A 16284-nucleotide genomic window follows, 5' to 3' on the forward strand; every position below is an offset into this window, starting at 1 on the left:
CATCGCGCTCATCGAAGGGCTTATGGCCTTCGCGAACACCAAGCACTCGAAGGTGATCGCGGACCGCGCTGGCGTTGACCCTGGCACGTTGCAGAAGAAGCTCAACGGCCAAGACCATAATCGGCTAAGCCAGCGCACGCTTGAGAAGCTCCGGGCGGCATTCCCGAGTTTCCCTGGGTGGCCTGCTCATGCGATATCCGAAACCCGCCCTCCCTATCGCCCTCAGGAGCCGGTCCCGAAGTTCGGCGCTCCCTTGCCTGACATGGTCCCCATTGCGGCGATCGACCTCAATTTCGGCCTCGGCGCTGCCTTCATGGACAGCGAGATCGTCGAGCACGAGGTCGATACCATGCTTTTCCCGGGCGACTGGCTCCGTTCGATAAGCCGCAGCCCGCCCGACCGGCTCTACTGGGCAAAGGGTATTGGAAACTCCATGGAGCCGACCATCGGTGATGGCGATGTCATCCTTATCGACCGCTCGGCGGTGGGATCGACCTTCGGTGATCTTTATTGGGCCATTGCCTACGGCCAGACCGGCATGATCAAGCGCCTTCGCCCTATGCCCGATGGCAGCGTCAAGATATTGAGTGACAACCCCGCCGTCCCGCCGGAGGTGGCGCACGACGGCGAATTGCATATATTTGGTCGCGTGATCGCGGTGGTGAGGAGGCTATGAAGATCAGACTGATTTTGATGCCCGTCGCACTTTTGGCGACATCCCCTGTTCTGGCTGCGGGGCAGCAATTCGACCTCATCTGCAAGGGCACTATGCAGACGACGTCCTTCAGTGGTACCAAATCGGAGCCTTTTCAGGATCATCTCCGCATTGATCTGGACCGCAAAAAGTACTGCGAGGACAAGTGTCGAGCACTCTTCGACATAGCTAAAGTCCAGCCGGGTAGCCTGACCTTGACCGAAAAGCGTGTCGACACGCCTTCCGAGGATAGTTTTATCCTCGTTTCGATCAACCGCGAGACCGGTGACTACAACGGAACTTCAACTTGGCGCACGCTGGGACGTCCTGAATTGAACGTCGCCTTCAAGTACACCGGCACCTGCGAAGTGCACCCTTTTTCGGGCTTCCCTCAGCTGCAAACTAAGTTCTAGCCGGTCGCTTTGGCCTGCAGGTTTGCTTCCGCGATCACTGCATAGATGCGCCCAAGAGCTGACCGACCCGGCGCTCGCTCGAGCCCGAATTCCGAGATCAGTATCGCGGAAGCGTCGTTGATTGAGCATCGCCCGTAGAGGCTCAGAATGGCCAAGCGAACCTGCGCGTCTTTCCAGTAGGGTGATCGGCAGCGGATACGGGTGGCAATGTCAGCGGGGACAATCGGTTCACTGGCGATCGGGCTCTCTGGCTCGCTGCCTTCAGCCTCGATAAGCGCTATAACCCTGTCGAGAAGCGCCAGAGCGCGGTTGATCTGCTGATTGCGTGAAGGGCGCATAGTGGGTCATCCTTGGGTTGGTTCTTGTCCCGCTTACACCATCGATTCGCGATGTCCTAGGTGCGAATATTTGCGCCCACTTTCACGAATGTAAGCAAGATGCCATCCCAGCCCGAAAGCGGCGGATTTCCTCGCATTTTCGTCTGATCGGCACTCCCGCGAGCGGATGTCCAAGTTATGTCCTGGTTCAGAGGCTCTTCGAACGCTCCTAAATCGGCTTTCAAGCCCGCTTTATGGGGCCATAACTGGCGGATTTCCGCCATTGATGAGGGCTAAGGGGCCACCTTCATCAAAACCTTCGAGTCCAGCCGATCTTGGCAATTCATCGTCTAAATGGGCCTCGACTCTAGACACAGGACACGATCGCCAATTTTTGGTGTTCTAGTCCGTAACCTCGCAGAAATCCGCCAGTTTCGGTCCGGACAACCCCGAGCAATCCCGCAAAATCCCGCTCGCCGCCACTCTAGAACCTCGTGTCATCTAACATCCCCGGCCGGCCACCACAACATGGTGGTACTATTGGTGGCCGGGCGGGGAGGCGGGGCGGGTGGTCTGCGCGCGGCCTGCCGCGCCCTCAATCAAGGCCTGATTTCGATCACCGTGCCATCCGGAACGATCTGCCACAGCTCGCGGATTTCCTCGTTGGAAAAGGCGATGCAGCCATCGGTCCAGTCGCCCGGTATCCGCCCGAAGGGCAGGCTGTTGGGCTGGCCATGGAGGAAGATGTCACCCCCCGGCGAACGCCCGTGCGCCTGCGCAAAGGCGCGGTCTGCGGCATTGGGATAGGATACCTTGAGGCTGAGGTGATAGGCGCTGCCGGGATTGCGGCCTTCGATGATATAGCGCCCCTCCGGCGTGCGTTCGTCGCCTTCGAACTGCTTGTGGCCCGCCGGCTGATCGCCGAATTGCAGGCCGCGCCACGCCTTGACCGGCTGCCCGCCGGCATAGCCCACCATCAACCGTTCGGACTTGTCGACCAGCAGGTAATCGAGATGGGTGAAGGCCTGCTGCGGCACGATCCGCGCAGCCTCGCGCGCCAGTGGCGGCTGCGAGGCCGGCGCTTCGGCCTGCGGCACCGGCGGCGCGGCGCAGGCGGCCAGCGTGAGCATGGGGAGGAGCACGAGGCGGTTCACAGGCCGGAAACTAACCCGCACCCGCCGCCCTGATCAATGCCGGAAAACCTGTGGCCCCGCGTTGGGACGCGCAGAAATGATCACACAAAGGCACAAAGGCACAAAGGGGAACGAAGCGTCCCTGCAACTTTGTGCCTTTGCGTGGTGTAATCCCCCCGCCTCAATCCACGAAAGGATCGCGCATCAGGATCGTGTCGTCCCGCTCCGGCGAGGTGCTCACCAGCGCCACCGGACATTCGATCAGTTCCTGGATACGCTGGATATACTTGATCGCATTGGCCGGCAGGTCGGCATAGGAACGCGCGCCTGCGGTGCTTTCGCTCCAGCCGGGCATGTCCTCGTAGATCGGCTCGCACTCGGCCTGATCGGCGGCGTGGCTGGGCAAGTAATCATAGACCTTCCCGCGCAGCCGGTATCCGGTGCAGATCTTCACCTTCTCCAGCCCGTCAAGCACGTCGATCTTGGTCAGCGCGATGCCGGTGACGCCGCTGATGGCGCAGGACTGGCGCACCAGCACGGCATCGAACCAGCCGACGCGGCGCTTGCGGCCAGTGACGGTGCCGAATTCATGGCCACGCTCGCCAAGGCGCTGGCCGATTTCGTCATCGAGTTCCGTGGGGAACGGGCCGGAGCCGACGCGGGTGGTGTAGGCCTTGACAATGCCGAGCACGAAGCCGGTCGAATTGGGGCCGAGGCCGGAGCCGGACGCCGCCGTGCCGCTCACCGTGTTGGACGAGGTGACGAAGGGATAGGTGCCGTGATCGACATCGAGCAGCACGCCCTGGGCGCCTTCGAACAGGATCTTGGCACCGGCGCGGCGCACCTTTTTCAGGCGCTTCCACACCGGCTGGGCGAATTTCAGCACGAAGGGCGCGATTTCGCGCAGTTCTTCGAGCAGCGCGGCGCGATCCACCGGCGGCTGACCGAACCCGGCGCGCAGCGCATCGTGGTGCGCGCAGAGGCGATCAAGCTGCGGTTCAAGGGTGTCGAGGTGCGCCAGATCGCATACGCGGATGGCGCGGCGGCCGACCTTGTCCTCGTAAGCAGGGCCGATCCCGCGCCCGGTGGTGCCGATCTTGCCCTTGCCCGCCGCGGTTTCGCGCAGGCCATCCAGATCGCGGTGGAGCGGCAGGATCAGCGGGCAATTGTCGGCAATCGCGAGGTTCTCGTCGGTGATCGTCACCCCCTGCCCTTCGACCTTGGCGACTTCATCGCGCAGAGCCCACGGATCGAGCACCACGCCGTTGCCGATCACCGACAGCGTGCCCGAGACAATCCCCGAAGGCAGCAGCGAGAGCTTGTAGGTCTTGCCGTCGATCACCAGCGTGTGGCCGGCATTGTGCCCGCCCTGAAAGCGCACCACGGCATCGGCGCGGCTGGCGAGCCAGTCGACGATCTTGCCCTTGCCCTCATCGCCCCACTGGGCGCCGATCACGGTGACGTTGGCCATGGTATTCCTTGTGCTGGTGCGGTGTGCAGGCGGGCCTGATGCCGGTGGCGCGAGGCCGCGCTGCGCCTAGGCGTTTGACGCAAGAGAGGCAAGGCCGCGAAGGGTTCGGGTCAAAGGTGCCGACAATTGACGCACTGCCCGCTTCGCAGCATGAGACGTGCACGGAAAAGCGGGAGGGGGAACATTTCGATGCGAACAACTTCGCTGGCATTCGGGCTGGTTGCGCTATGGGCAGCGGGGGTCGCCGCGCAAAGCACTGAAACGTGGAAGCGTTTCTGGGTCAACGAGGCAGAAGGCTTCTCGATCGGCTTCCCGCACAGCGGTGACCCGCTCGCCTCGTTCAATCCTGCACGCCGTGCGATGCAAGGCGACGAGGTTCTGGTGATGAACCGGCCGATCATGTTTGCCAACGATCCGGCTTCGGGCGTTGCCATCGGCAATGCAACCTGCGCGATCCGCCGCAGCTTTGAGAACGAAGGGGCAAAGCTGCAGGAGGTGCTGGCGCAGAGCAGGGTTCCCGCCGGTCAGGTTCCACCTGCCAGCAAGCAGCGCTGCGAAAGCGCTGCCTATCCTGCCACCTCAAGCGAACGGCAGTTCTACGGAGCGATCATCAGCGAATCCCCGCTCGGACTGAGGGAAACCTGCACGGTGGCCTATACGCTTCCCGAAATGGGCCAATGGCCGCGGATCGTCTCGCGGATGACGCTGTTTTCGGCAGGGCAGCATGGTTACGAGATGCGGTGCATGATGGCCGTCAAGAACGATAGCGCCGCCCGGTCGAACTGGCAGCAGCAGGCGCGCACCTTTGCCGCGATCGAAGACAGTCTGGCCCGCACACCCGCGACCCGCTGAGGATGATCAATCGCGAACAATATGGCGAAGGATTTGCGTTCTTGCAGCGTTGAGGGGGCATGATTCCCTGCACAAGGACACCCCGATGAAAATTGCCGCCAAGTCCCTGATTGCCCTTGCCGGTTTCGCCGCGTTGGCCACTCCGATCCTTGCCCAGCAGCGCGAAGGCGTGCGCCTGCCGGCTGAATGTCGCGAAGAAATCCGCAAGCTTTGCAACGGGCAGCGCGGGGAACTGCGCGCCTGCCTGCGAGACAAGGCGGCAGAATTGTCCGAGGGCTGTCAGACCTCTCTGCGCGAACGGATGGAAGCGCGCGGCGGGCGCCAGGGCATGGGCGCACGGCGCGGCGGCGGGGCCGGGGCCGGGCAAGTGGCCAATACGCCGAAGCCGCAGACGATGAGTTACGGCAGCGATGCCTTGCAGGCACTGGACCTGTGGGTGCCGCAGGGGACGAAAAAGGCGCCGCTGGTGCTGTTCGTCCATGGCGGCGGGTGGAAGCGCGGGTCGAAGGACAATGCAGGCAGTCGCGCCCTGCCGGGGCACCTGCTGGCGCAGGGCTATGCCTATGCCTCGATCAATTACCGGCTGGTGCCCGCCGCGACGGTGGAACAGCAGGCGGCGGATGTTGCCGCCGCGCTCGCCCACCTGCTGAAGCGCGCCGACGAACTGGGGATCGATCGCAGCCGCGTCGTGCTGACCGGCCATTCGGCAGGGGCGCATCTGGTGGCGCTGGTGGGGACGGACGAGCAATATCTGAAGGCTGCCGGGCTCAGCTTCGCCGATATCGACGGGGTAATGCCCAATGACGGGGCGGCCTATGATGTGCCGACCCAGATCGCAGGCGCCGGCCCGATGATGAAGGGCACCTACACCGAGGCTTTCGGCACCGATCCGGCGCGGCAGAAGGCACTTTCGCCCACGTTCCACGCCGCCAGCCCAAACGCCCCTGCCTTCCTGCTGCTGCATGTCCAGCGCGAAGACGGGGTGGCGCAGAACAAGGCGCTGGCCGAGGCGCTGAAGCGCGGCGGATCGAAGGTCGAAATCGGCAGCTTTCCCGGCACCGGGCTGCAAGGCCATGCCGAAATCAACCGCAAGCTGGGAGAAGCGGATTATCCTGCGACGCCGGTGATGGATGCGTGGCTGAAGACGGTGTTTGGAGAGTAAACGGGGGTCTGCTTTCAGGACGGCCGTCAATCGCCTCGAATGGCGGATAGCGGGTGGAAACCGGAAAGGGTGCTGGCGAGGATCGACCGGATCGGCATCGCGACCGGGGAACTGATCGGGGCCGGGGCCTTGCTGGTGGCGGTGTTGATCGCCGAACTGGTGCTGTTGGACCGTCTGTTGTGCGCCAGCCTGCTCGCCAGCGGGCCGAAACCGACCTTGGCCGCAGTGCTGCAACGCCTGCGCCGCGTGCCCGGCGAAAGCTGATCCCCGCCTCTTCGGCGACAATCGTGCGCTTCCTGCAACACTCGGAAATTTCAGCGAAATCTTGCTTTCCTTCGGTTCGGGGCACGCTAGTCTGCGGACACCGCTTACCCTTCAGGAGAGCAATCTTGGGCCGCACCCTTCGTCTGTCGTTCCGCACCATATCCAGCCTTGCCCTTGCGACCGGGCTTGCCCTTGGCGCCGGCTCGGCCGCTTTGGCGCAGGATGCCGCCGCACCTGCTGCGGCAGCCGCCCCTGCGGCGGGCGGTGTTCCTGCCTGGGACATTCCCAGCGCTGACATTCCGGCGGACCCGCAGGTCACCTTCGGCCGCCTTGCCAACGGCATGCGCTATGCCCTGATGCGTAATAGCAACCCGGCGGGCGAAGCCACGGTGCGTTTCAACATCGAAGTTGGCTACCGCGAGGAAGCCGAGGGCGAGAGCGGGGCTGCGCACTTCGTCGAACACATGGCCTTCAACGGATCGACCGGCATCCCCGAGGGTCAGCTTGTGCCGATGCTGGAACGGCTCGGCCTGTCGTTCGGGGCGGATACCAACGCGACCACCTCGGTCGATTTCACCACCTACAAGCTCCAGCTCCCGCGCACCGACGATGCGACGGTGGATACCGCGCTGAAGGTGATGCGCGAGATTGCCGGCAATCTGCTGTTCGACCCGGCAGCGGTCGATCGCGAACGCGGGATCATGCTAAGTGAAGCGCAGGTGCGCAACAGCCCGATGCGGCGGATGTCGGCTGACTATCTCGAGGCCGCGCTGCCCGGATCGCGGATCGGCCCGAGCGCGCGACGCTGGTGATCGTCGGCGATTTCGATGTGGCGGCGATACAGACCAAGATCGAGGCGGCCTTCGCCGATTGGCAGGGACAGGGTCCCGCACGCGACATCTACGCCGGCCCCGTGCCCGCATCGGACAGCCCGATGGCGATCGAGAGCTTCACCGATCCGGCTGTCCCCGAGATCATGCGGCTGCAACGAACCGCGCCATGGGAACCGGCGCGCAACACCATCGCCTCCCGGCGCGAGTACTTGCTGCGTGCAGTTGCCGGAGCCGCATTGACGAACCGCATCAACGCGCTGGCGCGTGCCTCGGATTCGCCGACGCTGGGCGGCGGGGTCGGCGAGGAGGCGCTGGCCCGATCGGCCCGTTTCTACGGGCTGACGATAACCGCCAAGGACGGGCAATGGCGCGAGACCTTTGCTCTGGCCGAGCGCGAGCTGCGCCGCGCGCAACAGTTCGGCTTCACCGCCGCCGAAATCTCCGAAACCAAGGCCAACATCGCCACTGCGCTGGAAAACGCGGTGGCACAGGCAGCCGGCCGCAGCAGCGTTGCGCTTGCCGAGGCGCTGGTCGCCGCCAGCCTGGAGGATTCGGTACGGCGGGCGCCTGCCTTCGACCTCGCCATGTACCGCGCGATCGAGCCGACCCTCACGCCCGAGACTGTCAGCGAGGCGTTCCGCGCGGCCTGGCTGGGCGGACCGAGCGTCGTCCATGTCGCGACCCGGCAACCGGTTGAAGGCGATGCCGCGACGATTGCCGCCGTGCTGGCCGAAAGCGCTGCGGTGGCGGTGACGCCCCCGGCCGAAGCGGCAGCGGTGCAGTTCGCCTATGGCGACTGGGGCACGCCGGGCAAAGTCGTTGCCGACACCACTATCGCCGATCTCGGCATCCGCACGGTGCGTTTTGCCAATGGGTTGCAGCTCAACCTCAAGACAACCAGCTTGGAGCCGGGGAAGATCACCTTCGGCCTGCGCGTCGGTGCGGGGCTGGCGGGCTTTCCGGCTGACCGGCAGGGGCTTAGCAGCATGATCCCGGTGGTCGCCGGGGTTGACGGGCTCAAGGCGCATAACGCCGACGAGCTGCGCCGCGTGCTGGCGGGCAAGGCGGTAAGCTTAGGGCTGAGCGTCGACGAGAACGCGCTGGTCGCCAGCGGCCAGACGACCCAAGCCGATCTCGACCTCCAGCTCGATCTGCTCGCGGCCCGGTTGACCGCGACCGCATGGCGCCCGGAAACGCAGGCGCAGTGGGCCGCCATCGCCCCGTCTGCAGCGACGAACCTGCGCGCCGATGCCTCGCAAGTCTTGAACCTGGCACTCGCCGCCTTGCTCGCCGGCGGGGACGCGCGGCTGGGCCTGACCGATGTCGACCAGCTCAAGGGTGTCTCACTGGACGATCTGCGCGCGGTGATGGGACCGCAACTTGAAACCGGGCCGCTGGCGCTCGGGCTGGTCGGCGATTTCGATCCCGATGCTGCCATCTCTGCCGTCGCGGGCAGCCTTGGGGCGCTGCCCGCGCGCGCCGTTCGGCGTGAACCGAGCCCGGTTGGAAGCCCGCTCGCATTCGCTTCCGAACCGGCCCTCCACATCCTAACCCACACTGGCAAGCCCGATCAGGGTGCGGTCGCGGTCGGCTGGCAAACCGATGATGGCGATGACCAGCAGGACGATCTGACCCGCGATCTGCTGGCCGAGGTGATGGACCTGCGCCTGACCGAAGTGCTGCGTGAGCAGCTTGGCGCCACCTATTCGCCGGTCTCCTCCAGCTTTTCGCAGCGCACATTCCCCGGCTTCGGCTTCATCGCCGCCAATGCCACCGTGCCGCCCGAGGCGATGGACGCAGCCGCCCGGGTGATCCGCGAGATCGCGGCCGAACTGGCGGCAAAGCCCATCGACGCCGACCTTCTGGACCGGGCGCGGAACCCGATCCGCACGCGCTTGGAACGCGCCGAAACCCAGAACAGCAGCTGGCTGGGCGTGGTGGCGGGCGCGCAGAGCGATCCGGTGGCGCTGGACCGGTGGCGGTCGGGCCTTGGCATACTCAATGCCCTGACCCCCGCCGACATCCAGTCCGCCGCCCAGCGCTATCTCGCGGGCAAGCCGCCGGTGGAAATCAGGGTCGTTCCGCAGACGAAGTGATTACCGGCAGGCGCGTCGGAGTGATGAAGCCTTGCCGATCGAGCCTCCGGCATTCGCCGGACATCGACGACAGGAAAGAAGACACGCGTGCTTCTGTGTGTGCTGCTTGACGTGGAACAGATTCGATGGGCCGATTTCGGGTAAACGGCTCCCTCGCGGGATGAGCGATATGGGGTCGCTTCCCGATCAGCAGCTCTTGACGCGAACCGTTCCGGAAGCCGCCGCTGCCGCGTCGGTCAGATGGCGCGCACCCCGTCTGCCCCGAGCACATACCCGCAGCCCAGCGCCGCAGCGTCCTCTCCCTCGGCCAGCTGGGCGAGCGTGCGCCAGCCCTCGCTGCGCAGCTGCGCCGCCGCTGCCCGGTCATGGCCGAGCGGCAGCCACACGACCCGCGCCGCTTCGGGCTGCGGTGCGACTTCGGCGAGACGATCGAGGTAGAGCGTGAAACCGGTCGCCGCCTCGTCACTCCCCGCAATCCGGTAGGTGCCGCCCCGCCCTGCCGCCCGGCGCAGGCCATCGGCGTAGAGCGTAAAGCCGAACCACGACTGGTATTCGAACCCGTGGCGCTCGGTCGGGTCGAGCGTGATGCGGGCGGCATCGCCGATATGCGCCGCAATCGCCTCCAGCCCGTCGAGCCGCGATTTCAGCGCGCCGCCTGCGTCCACCTCGCGCAGGGCCGCCAGCGCCTGACCGAACGGCCCGGTGGCATAGAGCAGCGGCAGGTAGGCCGCGCCGCCCGCCGCCTTCAATCCGCCTGCATCCTTGGTGTCCAGCTCGCGCCGCACGGCCTCGATCTGTTCGGGCGCAAGCGGGAATGGCCCAAGACCATCGGCTCCGGCCAGCGTATCAACCAGATCGGGCAGCGTGAAATCGACCGAAATGCCGGTCAGCCCCGCCGCCTTGAGCGCCTCGATTGCCAGCATCACGGCTTCGCTCGCCGCCGCCACGCTGTCCGCCCCGACCAGTTCCGCACCCAGTTGCAGGCGTTCACGCGCCGGATCGAGCTGGCTCGCCTTGATCACCACGGTGTCGCCGCAATAGGCCAGGCGCAGCGGGCGCGGGGCGGATTTGAGGCTGGTGGAGGCGATCCGCCCGATCTGCGGGGTCATGTCGCTGCGCAGCGCCAGCGTGCGCAAGCTGGCCGGATCGACGAAGCGGAACATGCTGCTCCCCTCGCCAACAGTCACCCCCGCCATGCGGCCCGCGAGCGAGGCTTCGAACTCCAGCAGCGGGGGGCGCACGCGGTCATAGCCATGCGCGCCCAGCACATCGAGGCAGGCATGCATCGCCGCCGTGATCCGCGCAGCTTCGAGCGGCAGGCGGTCTTCGAGACCTTCGGGAAGGAGATCGTTGGGTTTGGTCATGTCGGCACGCGCTTAGCGGGTGATGGGCGCCGGGTGAAGGGGCAAGCGCCGCGCGGGCCCACCCCCGGCCCCTCCCGCAGGCGGGAGGGGAGTATCAGCGCAACACTGTCCCCCTCCCGCTTGCGGGAGGGGTTAGGGGTGGGCCTGCGCCGAGCCTAAAACGACAGCGCCTTGACGGTCTTCACGCCTTCGATCTTTTCGGCTTCGGCCACCACTTCGGGGGTCAGCGCCTCGTCGAGGCTCAGCAGCAGCACCGCTTCCCCGCCGGCCTCGCGGCGGCCGAGGTTGAAGGTGCCGATGTTGATCCCGTGGCTGCCCAGCAGTGTCCCGATGCGGCCGATGAAGCCCGGCTTGTCGTCGTTGACGATGTAGAGCATGTGCCCGGCCAGTTCCGCCTCGATCCCGATGCCGAAGATTTCGACCAGACGGGGGCTTTCCGTCCCGAACAGCGTGCCTGCGACCGAGCGCGGGCCAGCCGCGGTTTCCACCGTCACCCGCACCAGCGTGTTGAACGCGCCGTCGCGGTCGTGGCGGATCTCGCTCACATCCAGCCCGCGCTCCTTGGCGAGGAACGGCGCGTTGACCATGTTCACTGTGTCGGAATAGCGGCGCATGAAGCCCGAGAGGACCGCCGCCGTGATCGGCTTGCCATTCAGTTCGGCCGCCGCGCCTTCGCGCTCGATGCTGATGTGGGTAAGGTTGCCGTGCGCCAGCTGGCCGACAAGGCTGCCCAGCTTTTCGGCGAGCGCCATGTAGGGGCGCAGCTTGGGCGCTTCCTCGGCACTCAGCGAAGGCACGTTCAATGCGTTGGTGACGCCGCCGTTGACGAGGTAATCGGCCAGCTGCTCGGCCACCTGAAGGGCAACGTTGACCTGCGCCTCGGTCGTCGAAGCGCCAAGGTGCGGGGTGCAGATGAAATTGGGCGTGCCGAACAGCGGGTGATCGGCGGCGGGCGGCTCGGTCTCGAACACGTCGAGCGCGGCGCCTGCCACCTGACCGCTTTCCAGACAGTCCTTCAGCGCGGCCTCGTCGATCAGACCGCCGCGGGCGCAGTTGATGATGCGGATGCCCTTCTTGGCATTCTCCAGCCGTTCACGGCTCAGGATGTTGCGGGTTTCATCGGTCAGCGGAGTGTGCAGCGTGACGAAATCGGCGCGGGAGAGCAGCGTGTCGAGATCGACCTTCTCCACGCCCATTTCCACGGCGCGTTCCTCGGTCAGGAAGGGATCGTAGGCGATCACCTTCATCCTGAGGCCGAGCGCGCGGCTGGCGACGATCGAGCCGATATTGCCCGCGCCGATCAGGCCGAGGGTCTTGGCGGTCAGTTCCACGCCCATGAACCCGCTCTTGGGCCATTTGCCTTCCTGCGTCTGCGCATTGGCTTCGGGGATCTGGCGGGCAAGCGCGAACATCAGCGCGATGGCGTGTTCGGCGGTGGTGATCGAATTGCCGAACGGGGTGTTCATCACCACCACGCCCTTGGACGAGGCGTAGGGAATGTCGACGTTATCGACGCCGATACCGGCGCGGCCGATGACCTTCAGATTGGTCGCGGCATCAAGGATCGCCTTGGTCACCTTGGTCGAGGAGCGGATGGCAAGGCCATCATATTCGCCGATCCGGGCGATCAGCTGTTCGGGCGTTTCGCCGGTGATGACATCCACATCGCAGCCGCGCTCCTGAAAGATGCGCGCGGCGTTGGGGTCCATCTTGTCGGAAATGAGAACTTTGGGACGGGTCATTTTGAATACCTTCCACTCGTCTCCCCGGACTTGATCCGGGGTCCCGCTTCATCTGCGGGCATGGGAAAAGGAAAGCGGGGCCCCGGCTCGGTGGCCGGGGAGACGCTAAGACTTGGCTAAAGCTGAAAAATCAGCCGTTCTTGACCTTCTCGTAGGCCCACTCGATCCACGGCAGCAGGCGCTTCAGGTCCTCCTGCTCGACAGTCGAACCGCACCAGATGCGCAAGCTCGGCGGAGCATCGCGGTAGCCGTTGAAGTCGAAACCGACGTTGCGTTCCTCAAGCAGCTTGACGATCTTCTTGGGAACGGCAGCCTTGTCGTCATCCGAAAGGCTGTCGTACCATTCGCCCTGAAACACCATGCATACGCCGGTGTTGGTCTGCTGCGCCGGATTGGGCACCATGTTGCGCAGCCAGGGGGTGGCTTCGATCCAGTCCTTGACGATCCTGGCATTGGCATTGGCGCGTTCGACCAGCGCCTTGCGCCCGCCGATGCTCTTCGCCCATTCCAGCGCCGCGATGTAATCCTCGGTCGCCAGCATCGAAGGGGTGTTGATCGTCTCGCCGGCAAAAATGCCGAGATTGATTGTGTTGCCCTTCTTCATGCGGAACAGCTTGGGCAGCGGCCACGGCGGATCGTAGGATTCGATCCGCGCGACCGCCTTGGGGCTGAGGATCAGCATCCCGTGCTGCGCTTCGGAACCCATCACCTTCTGCCACGAATAGGTGGTGGCATCGAGCTTCGACCAGTCCATTTCCTGCGCGAAGATCGCGCTGGTGGCGTCGTTGATGGTGATCCCCTCGCGGCCCGGCTCCAGCCAGTCGGTGTTCGGGATCATCGCGCCGCTGGTGGTGCCGTTCCAGGTGAAGACGACATCATTGCGCTGCGGAATGGTGGTGAGATCGGGGATCTCGCCATAATCGGCAGTGAGGACTTGCAGGTTGGGCAGCTTGAGCTGCTTCACCGCGTCCTGAATCCAGATATTGCCGAAGCTTTCCCACGCGGCGACCGTCACCGGGCGCGCAGGGTCGAGCATTGCCCACATCGCGGCTTCGATTGCGCCGGTGTCCGATGCGGGCATGATGCCGACGAGATAATCGTCCGGAATGCCGAGCAGTTCGCGGCTGAGGTCGATGGCATATTTCAGCCGCGCCTTGCCCAACGCCGAACGGTGCGAGCGGCCCAGCGATTCGGTTTTGAGCTTGTCCAGCGACCAGCCAGGGAATTTCGCCGTGGGGCCCGAAGAAAAGAAGGGGCGCTCAGGCTTGAGGACAGGCTCGTGCTGGAGCCCGCGTGCATACTCGGTCATGTATTCTCTCCTTGCAGAGAGCTCGCGCGGCGTTGGGACCGCGTGGCCCGTGGGCGGCACTAGAGTTGCGCGGGAAAGAGTCAACGCGAAATATCGTGAACGCGCCGGAATGCCTCCCGGCAAGGATCAAGCGGGGCATTTGCGCCACTCGCCAAGCTGCAAGAATGCGACTATTGGCGGGCCTCCATGGAAACGTCCGATCTTCGCATTGCCCTGTTCAGCGGCAACTACAACTACACCCGCGACGGGGCCAATCAGGCCCTCAATCGCCTTGTCGGATCGCTGCTGGCGAAGGGCGCGGCGGTGCGCGTCTATTCGCCCAAGGTCGCCAATCCCGATTTCGAGCCGACCGGCGATCTGGTCGGCCTGCCCAATGTGCCGATGCCGGTGAAAGGGCGCGGCGAATACCGGATGCCGACCCATCTGGGCGCGGCGGTGAAGCGCGATCTGGAAAAGTTCGCGCCCAATATCGTCCACCTTTCCTCGCCCGATCCCGCCGCCCACGCCGCGCTGCGCTGGGCACAGGCGCAGGACATTCCCGTTCTGGCGAGCGTGCACACCCGCTTTGAAACCTATCCGCGCTATTACAACATGGCGTTCCTCGAACCGTTGATCGTCAAGGGGCTGCGGCGGTTCTACAACCGCTGCGATGCGCTGGTCGCGCCGTCGCAATCGATGATCGACGAATTGCTGGCGATGAAGATGCACGACCGCATCGGCTTGTGGAGCCGCGGGGTGGATCGCACGATCTTTTCCAGCGCCCGGCGCGATCCCGAATGGCGCAACAGCCTCGGTCTTGCCGAAACCGACGTTGCGATTGTGTTCCTTGGCCGGCTGGTGATGGAAAAGGGGCTGGATGTCTTCGCCGAAACCATCGTGCAGCTGCGCCGCCGTCAGGTGCCGCACAAGGTGCTGGTGATCGGCGATGGCCCGGCGCGCGGGTGGTTCGAAACCAACCTGCCCGGCGGCATCTTCGCAGGCTTCAAGACCGGCGAGGATCTGGGTCAGGCGCTGGCGAGCGGGGACATTTTCTTCAACCCCAGCGTCACCGAAACCTTCGGCAACGTCACCCTGGAAGCCATGGCGAGCGGGCTGCCGGTGGTCGCGGCAGGCGCAACCGGCAGCGCCAGTCTGGTCGCCGATGGCGTGACCGGACAGCTGGTCGCGCCGTCCGGCAGCAAGGATGCCGACGCCATCGCTTTTGCCGATGCGATTGCGCCCTATTGCCTCGATCCCGCCCTGCGCGCCGCGCATGGCGCAGCGGGCGAGACACGGGCGTGCGAATATGGCTGGGAGGCGATCAATCAGGTCGTGGCCGATACCTATGTCGCTCTGGTCGAGGAACGCCGGGCGCTTCAGGCGAGCGAGGCGGCATAAGGCCGCTTACCGCAGCACCCCCGCCTGCGCCATCGCCCGCGCATAGGCGAGCAGGAACAGCGTCACCGCCCAGATCATCACATCGAGCACCGGGGCCTTCATGCTGTCGGGCACGGAGATCAGCGCGTAATTATACACCGTTGTGCCGATCAGCCCGACCAGCGCCACCGCCATCGCCGCCACGGCAAGGCGCGAGCGCAGGAGCAGCAGCACCGATCCCGCCAGCGCGCCCCACACGCCCAGCGCCCAGAAGGCGTTGGCCCATGCGGGATAGGAGTCCATGAAAGCGATCTGATCGGGCGTCATGCCAAGATCGGCGAGCTTGCCCAGCCGTGTCATGGTGTAGCTGAAGCCGCCCATCGCGTTGAACAGCAGCGTGCCGACCCCGACCAGCCACAGGTGCCAGGGCGCCTTGGCCCGGCCATTGATGATTGTGTCCAAGGGCTTCCCCTCCCCCCATCCGGAGCGACCCGGCGGGGGGAGGATACGCTTGTTATGCGGCAGTCGCAATCGGGACGATCAGAGCCGTTCGATGCGCTTGGCCATTTCGTCGATCATGTCGACGATCTCGTTGATCGTCTTCTCGTCGAGCTTGCCGGCCTTGGCGCGGTTCTTGAGCACCGAGCCGAGGTTGCCCATCGCCCGGAACACATCGTGCGAGCGGACGGTGGTGGTGCGTTCGCCGTGGCGGCCAAGGCGGCGCATCAGGCTTTCGACCTCGTCCTGGCGGGTTTCCAGTTCGGCACGGCCCTTGGCGGTTGCGGCAAAGGGCTTCTTCGCGCCCTCGGCCTCGGCCTCCTCGATCGCGCCTTCATCTTCCAGCAATTGCAGCGTGGGATAGACCGCTCCGGGGCTGGGAGCATAGGCGCCGCCGGTCATTTCCTCGATTTCCTTGATCAGTTCGTAGCCGTGGCTGGGCTTGTCCGCGATCAGCGCCAGCAGCGCGAGGCGCAGTTCGCCGGTGCCGAACATCCGCCCGCGGCGGCCACGGCGGCGGGATTCGGCGTCATCGCCCTCGGCCTCGTCGCTGTCAAAGCGCCAGCGCGCCTTCATGCCGTCCTTGCCGAAGGCAGGCCCGCCGAAATTGACGTTGCCGTTCATCGCCATCATCGCAATCGCTTCACCCAGCTTGTCCCAGCCGTTGCCGCGTCCATATCTGTTCCAGCTCATTGCACCCTCCTGTGTGCGTTATGATAGGTCTAAGATATATCTTGGATGTATCGTATCAAGGGGTGCGCGGCTGGCCTGTTCCATTTT

The 16284-nt window shown here is 65.0% G+C and carries 16 protein-coding genes; 8 read left to right on the forward strand and 8 right to left on the reverse strand.

From position 1 onward, the window contains the following. Positions 1-22 precede the first annotated feature (22 nt). Positions 23-676, forward strand: a complete 654-nt coding sequence (locus tag ACU0AG_RS00610) for a S24 family peptidase (protein ID WP_482780317.1) — start codon at positions 23-25, stop codon at positions 674-676. Next, complete coding sequence (locus ACU0AG_RS00615) at positions 673-1107, forward strand: hypothetical protein (RefSeq protein ID WP_482780318.1); 435 nt, start codon at positions 673-675, stop codon at positions 1105-1107. Before ACU0AG_RS00610 ends, ACU0AG_RS00615 begins: the two co-directional genes overlap by 4 nt. On the opposite strand, the gene ACU0AG_RS00620 is transcribed toward ACU0AG_RS00615, so the two are convergent. The 3 genes from ACU0AG_RS00620 to ACU0AG_RS00630 form a co-directional block, all read right to left on the reverse strand. Continuing rightward, positions 1104-1445: a hypothetical protein gene (locus tag ACU0AG_RS00620; RefSeq protein ID WP_482780319.1), complete on the reverse strand. Its 342-nt coding sequence runs from the start codon at positions 1443-1445 to the stop codon at positions 1104-1106. The genes ACU0AG_RS00615 and ACU0AG_RS00620 overlap by 4 nt on opposite strands. Positions 1446-2023: 578 nt before the next feature. Beyond that, positions 2024-2578 (reverse strand): L,D-transpeptidase family protein, encoded by a 555-nt coding sequence (locus ACU0AG_RS00625; RefSeq protein WP_482780320.1) that lies wholly within the window; start codon positions 2576-2578, stop codon positions 2024-2026. A 160-nt stretch (positions 2579-2738) separates the two neighbouring features. Further along, entirely contained in the window at positions 2739-4028 is a 1290-nt protein-coding gene (locus ACU0AG_RS00630) for an adenylosuccinate synthase (protein ID WP_482780321.1), read from the reverse strand. 189 nt (positions 4029-4217) lie between these two features. Between ACU0AG_RS00630 and ACU0AG_RS00635 the strand changes: the two genes are divergently transcribed. From ACU0AG_RS00635 to ACU0AG_RS00655, 5 genes are all read left to right on the forward strand, one after another. After that, positions 4218-4880 (forward strand): hypothetical protein, encoded by a 663-nt coding sequence (locus ACU0AG_RS00635; RefSeq protein WP_482780322.1) that lies wholly within the window; start codon positions 4218-4220, stop codon positions 4878-4880. 328 nt (positions 4881-5208) lie between these two features. Next, positions 5209-6042, forward strand: a complete 834-nt coding sequence (locus ACU0AG_RS00640; RefSeq protein ID WP_482780778.1) for an alpha/beta hydrolase — start codon at positions 5209-5211, stop codon at positions 6040-6042. A 39-nt stretch (positions 6043-6081) separates the two neighbouring features. Further along, the gene (locus ACU0AG_RS00645; RefSeq protein WP_482780323.1) at positions 6082-6306 is read left to right on the forward strand and encodes a hypothetical protein; all 225 of its coding nucleotides are present in this window, start codon (positions 6082-6084) and stop codon (positions 6304-6306) included. A 125-nt stretch (positions 6307-6431) separates the two neighbouring features. Beyond that, a complete protein-coding gene (locus tag ACU0AG_RS00650; RefSeq protein WP_482780324.1) occupies positions 6432-7118 on the forward strand; it encodes a M16 family metallopeptidase in 687 nt (228 codons plus the stop codon). Further along, entirely contained in the window at positions 7115-9235 is a 2121-nt protein-coding gene (locus ACU0AG_RS00655; RefSeq protein WP_482780325.1) for an insulinase family protein, read from the forward strand. Before ACU0AG_RS00650 ends, ACU0AG_RS00655 begins: the two co-directional genes overlap by 4 nt. A gap of 236 nt (positions 9236-9471) precedes the next feature. On the opposite strand, the gene ACU0AG_RS00660 is transcribed toward ACU0AG_RS00655, so the two are convergent. The 3 genes from ACU0AG_RS00660 to ACU0AG_RS00670 all read right to left on the reverse strand — a co-directional run bounded on the left by ACU0AG_RS00660 (position 9472) and on the right by ACU0AG_RS00670 (position 13650). After that, the gene (locus tag ACU0AG_RS00660; RefSeq protein ID WP_482780326.1) at positions 9472-10599 is read right to left on the reverse strand and encodes an ATP phosphoribosyltransferase regulatory subunit; all 1128 of its coding nucleotides are present in this window, start codon (positions 10597-10599) and stop codon (positions 9472-9474) included. Between the two features lie 155 nt (positions 10600-10754). Next, entirely contained in the window at positions 10755-12341 is a 1587-nt protein-coding gene (serA, locus tag ACU0AG_RS00665; RefSeq protein WP_482780327.1) for a phosphoglycerate dehydrogenase, read from the reverse strand. Between the two features lie 130 nt (positions 12342-12471). Then, on the reverse strand, positions 12472-13650 hold the full coding sequence (locus tag ACU0AG_RS00670; protein ID WP_482780328.1) for a phosphoserine transaminase: 1179 nt from the start codon (positions 13648-13650) through the stop codon (positions 12472-12474). 186 nt (positions 13651-13836) lie between these two features. Here ACU0AG_RS00670 and ACU0AG_RS00675 point away from each other — a divergent pair, with 186 nt between their 5' ends. Next, on the forward strand, positions 13837-15027 hold the full coding sequence (locus ACU0AG_RS00675) for a glycosyltransferase family 4 protein (RefSeq protein ID WP_482780329.1): 1191 nt from the start codon (positions 13837-13839) through the stop codon (positions 15025-15027). Positions 15028-15033: 6 nt separating this feature from the next. On the opposite strand, the gene ACU0AG_RS00680 is transcribed toward ACU0AG_RS00675, so the two are convergent. After that, positions 15034-15468, reverse strand: a complete 435-nt coding sequence (locus ACU0AG_RS00680; protein WP_482780330.1) for a hypothetical protein — start codon at positions 15466-15468, stop codon at positions 15034-15036. Positions 15469-15546: 78 nt separating this feature from the next. Further along, the gene (locus tag ACU0AG_RS00685) at positions 15547-16197 is read right to left on the reverse strand and encodes a PadR family transcriptional regulator (protein WP_482780331.1); all 651 of its coding nucleotides are present in this window, start codon (positions 16195-16197) and stop codon (positions 15547-15549) included. Positions 16198-16284 lie beyond the last annotated feature (87 nt).

The sequence above is a fragment of the Erythrobacter sp. RANMB8 genome (assembly GCF_056848235.1).

Coding starts and splice junctions, on each gene's coding strand:
- ACU0AG_RS00610 (WP_482780317.1), top strand. CDS start 23: ATGGCCTTCGCGAACACCAAGCACTCGAAGGTGATCGCGGACCGCGCT.
- ACU0AG_RS00615 (WP_482780318.1), top strand. CDS start 673: ATGAAGATCAGACTGATTTTGATGCCCGTCGCACTTTTGGCGACATCC.
- ACU0AG_RS00620 (WP_482780319.1), bottom strand. CDS start 1,445: ATGCGCCCTTCACGCAATCAGCAGATCAACCGCGCTCTGGCGCTTCTC.
- ACU0AG_RS00630 (WP_482780321.1), bottom strand. CDS start 4,028: ATGGCCAACGTCACCGTGATCGGCGCCCAGTGGGGCGATGAGGGCAAG.
- ACU0AG_RS00635 (WP_482780322.1), top strand. CDS start 4,218: ATGCGAACAACTTCGCTGGCATTCGGGCTGGTTGCGCTATGGGCAGCG.
- ACU0AG_RS00640 (WP_482780778.1), top strand. CDS start 5,209: ATGGGCGCACGGCGCGGCGGCGGGGCCGGGGCCGGGCAAGTGGCCAAT.
- ACU0AG_RS00645 (WP_482780323.1), top strand. CDS start 6,082: ATGGCGGATAGCGGGTGGAAACCGGAAAGGGTGCTGGCGAGGATCGAC.
- ACU0AG_RS00660 (WP_482780326.1), bottom strand. CDS start 10,599: ATGACCAAACCCAACGATCTCCTTCCCGAAGGTCTCGAAGACCGCCTG.
- serA (WP_482780327.1), bottom strand. CDS start 12,341: ATGACCCGTCCCAAAGTTCTCATTTCCGACAAGATGGACCCCAACGCC.
- ACU0AG_RS00670 (WP_482780328.1), bottom strand. CDS start 13,650: ATGACCGAGTATGCACGCGGGCTCCAGCACGAGCCTGTCCTCAAGCCT.
- ACU0AG_RS00675 (WP_482780329.1), top strand. CDS start 13,837: ATGGAAACGTCCGATCTTCGCATTGCCCTGTTCAGCGGCAACTACAAC.
- ACU0AG_RS00685 (WP_482780331.1), bottom strand. CDS start 16,197: ATGAGCTGGAACAGATATGGACGCGGCAACGGCTGGGACAAGCTGGGT.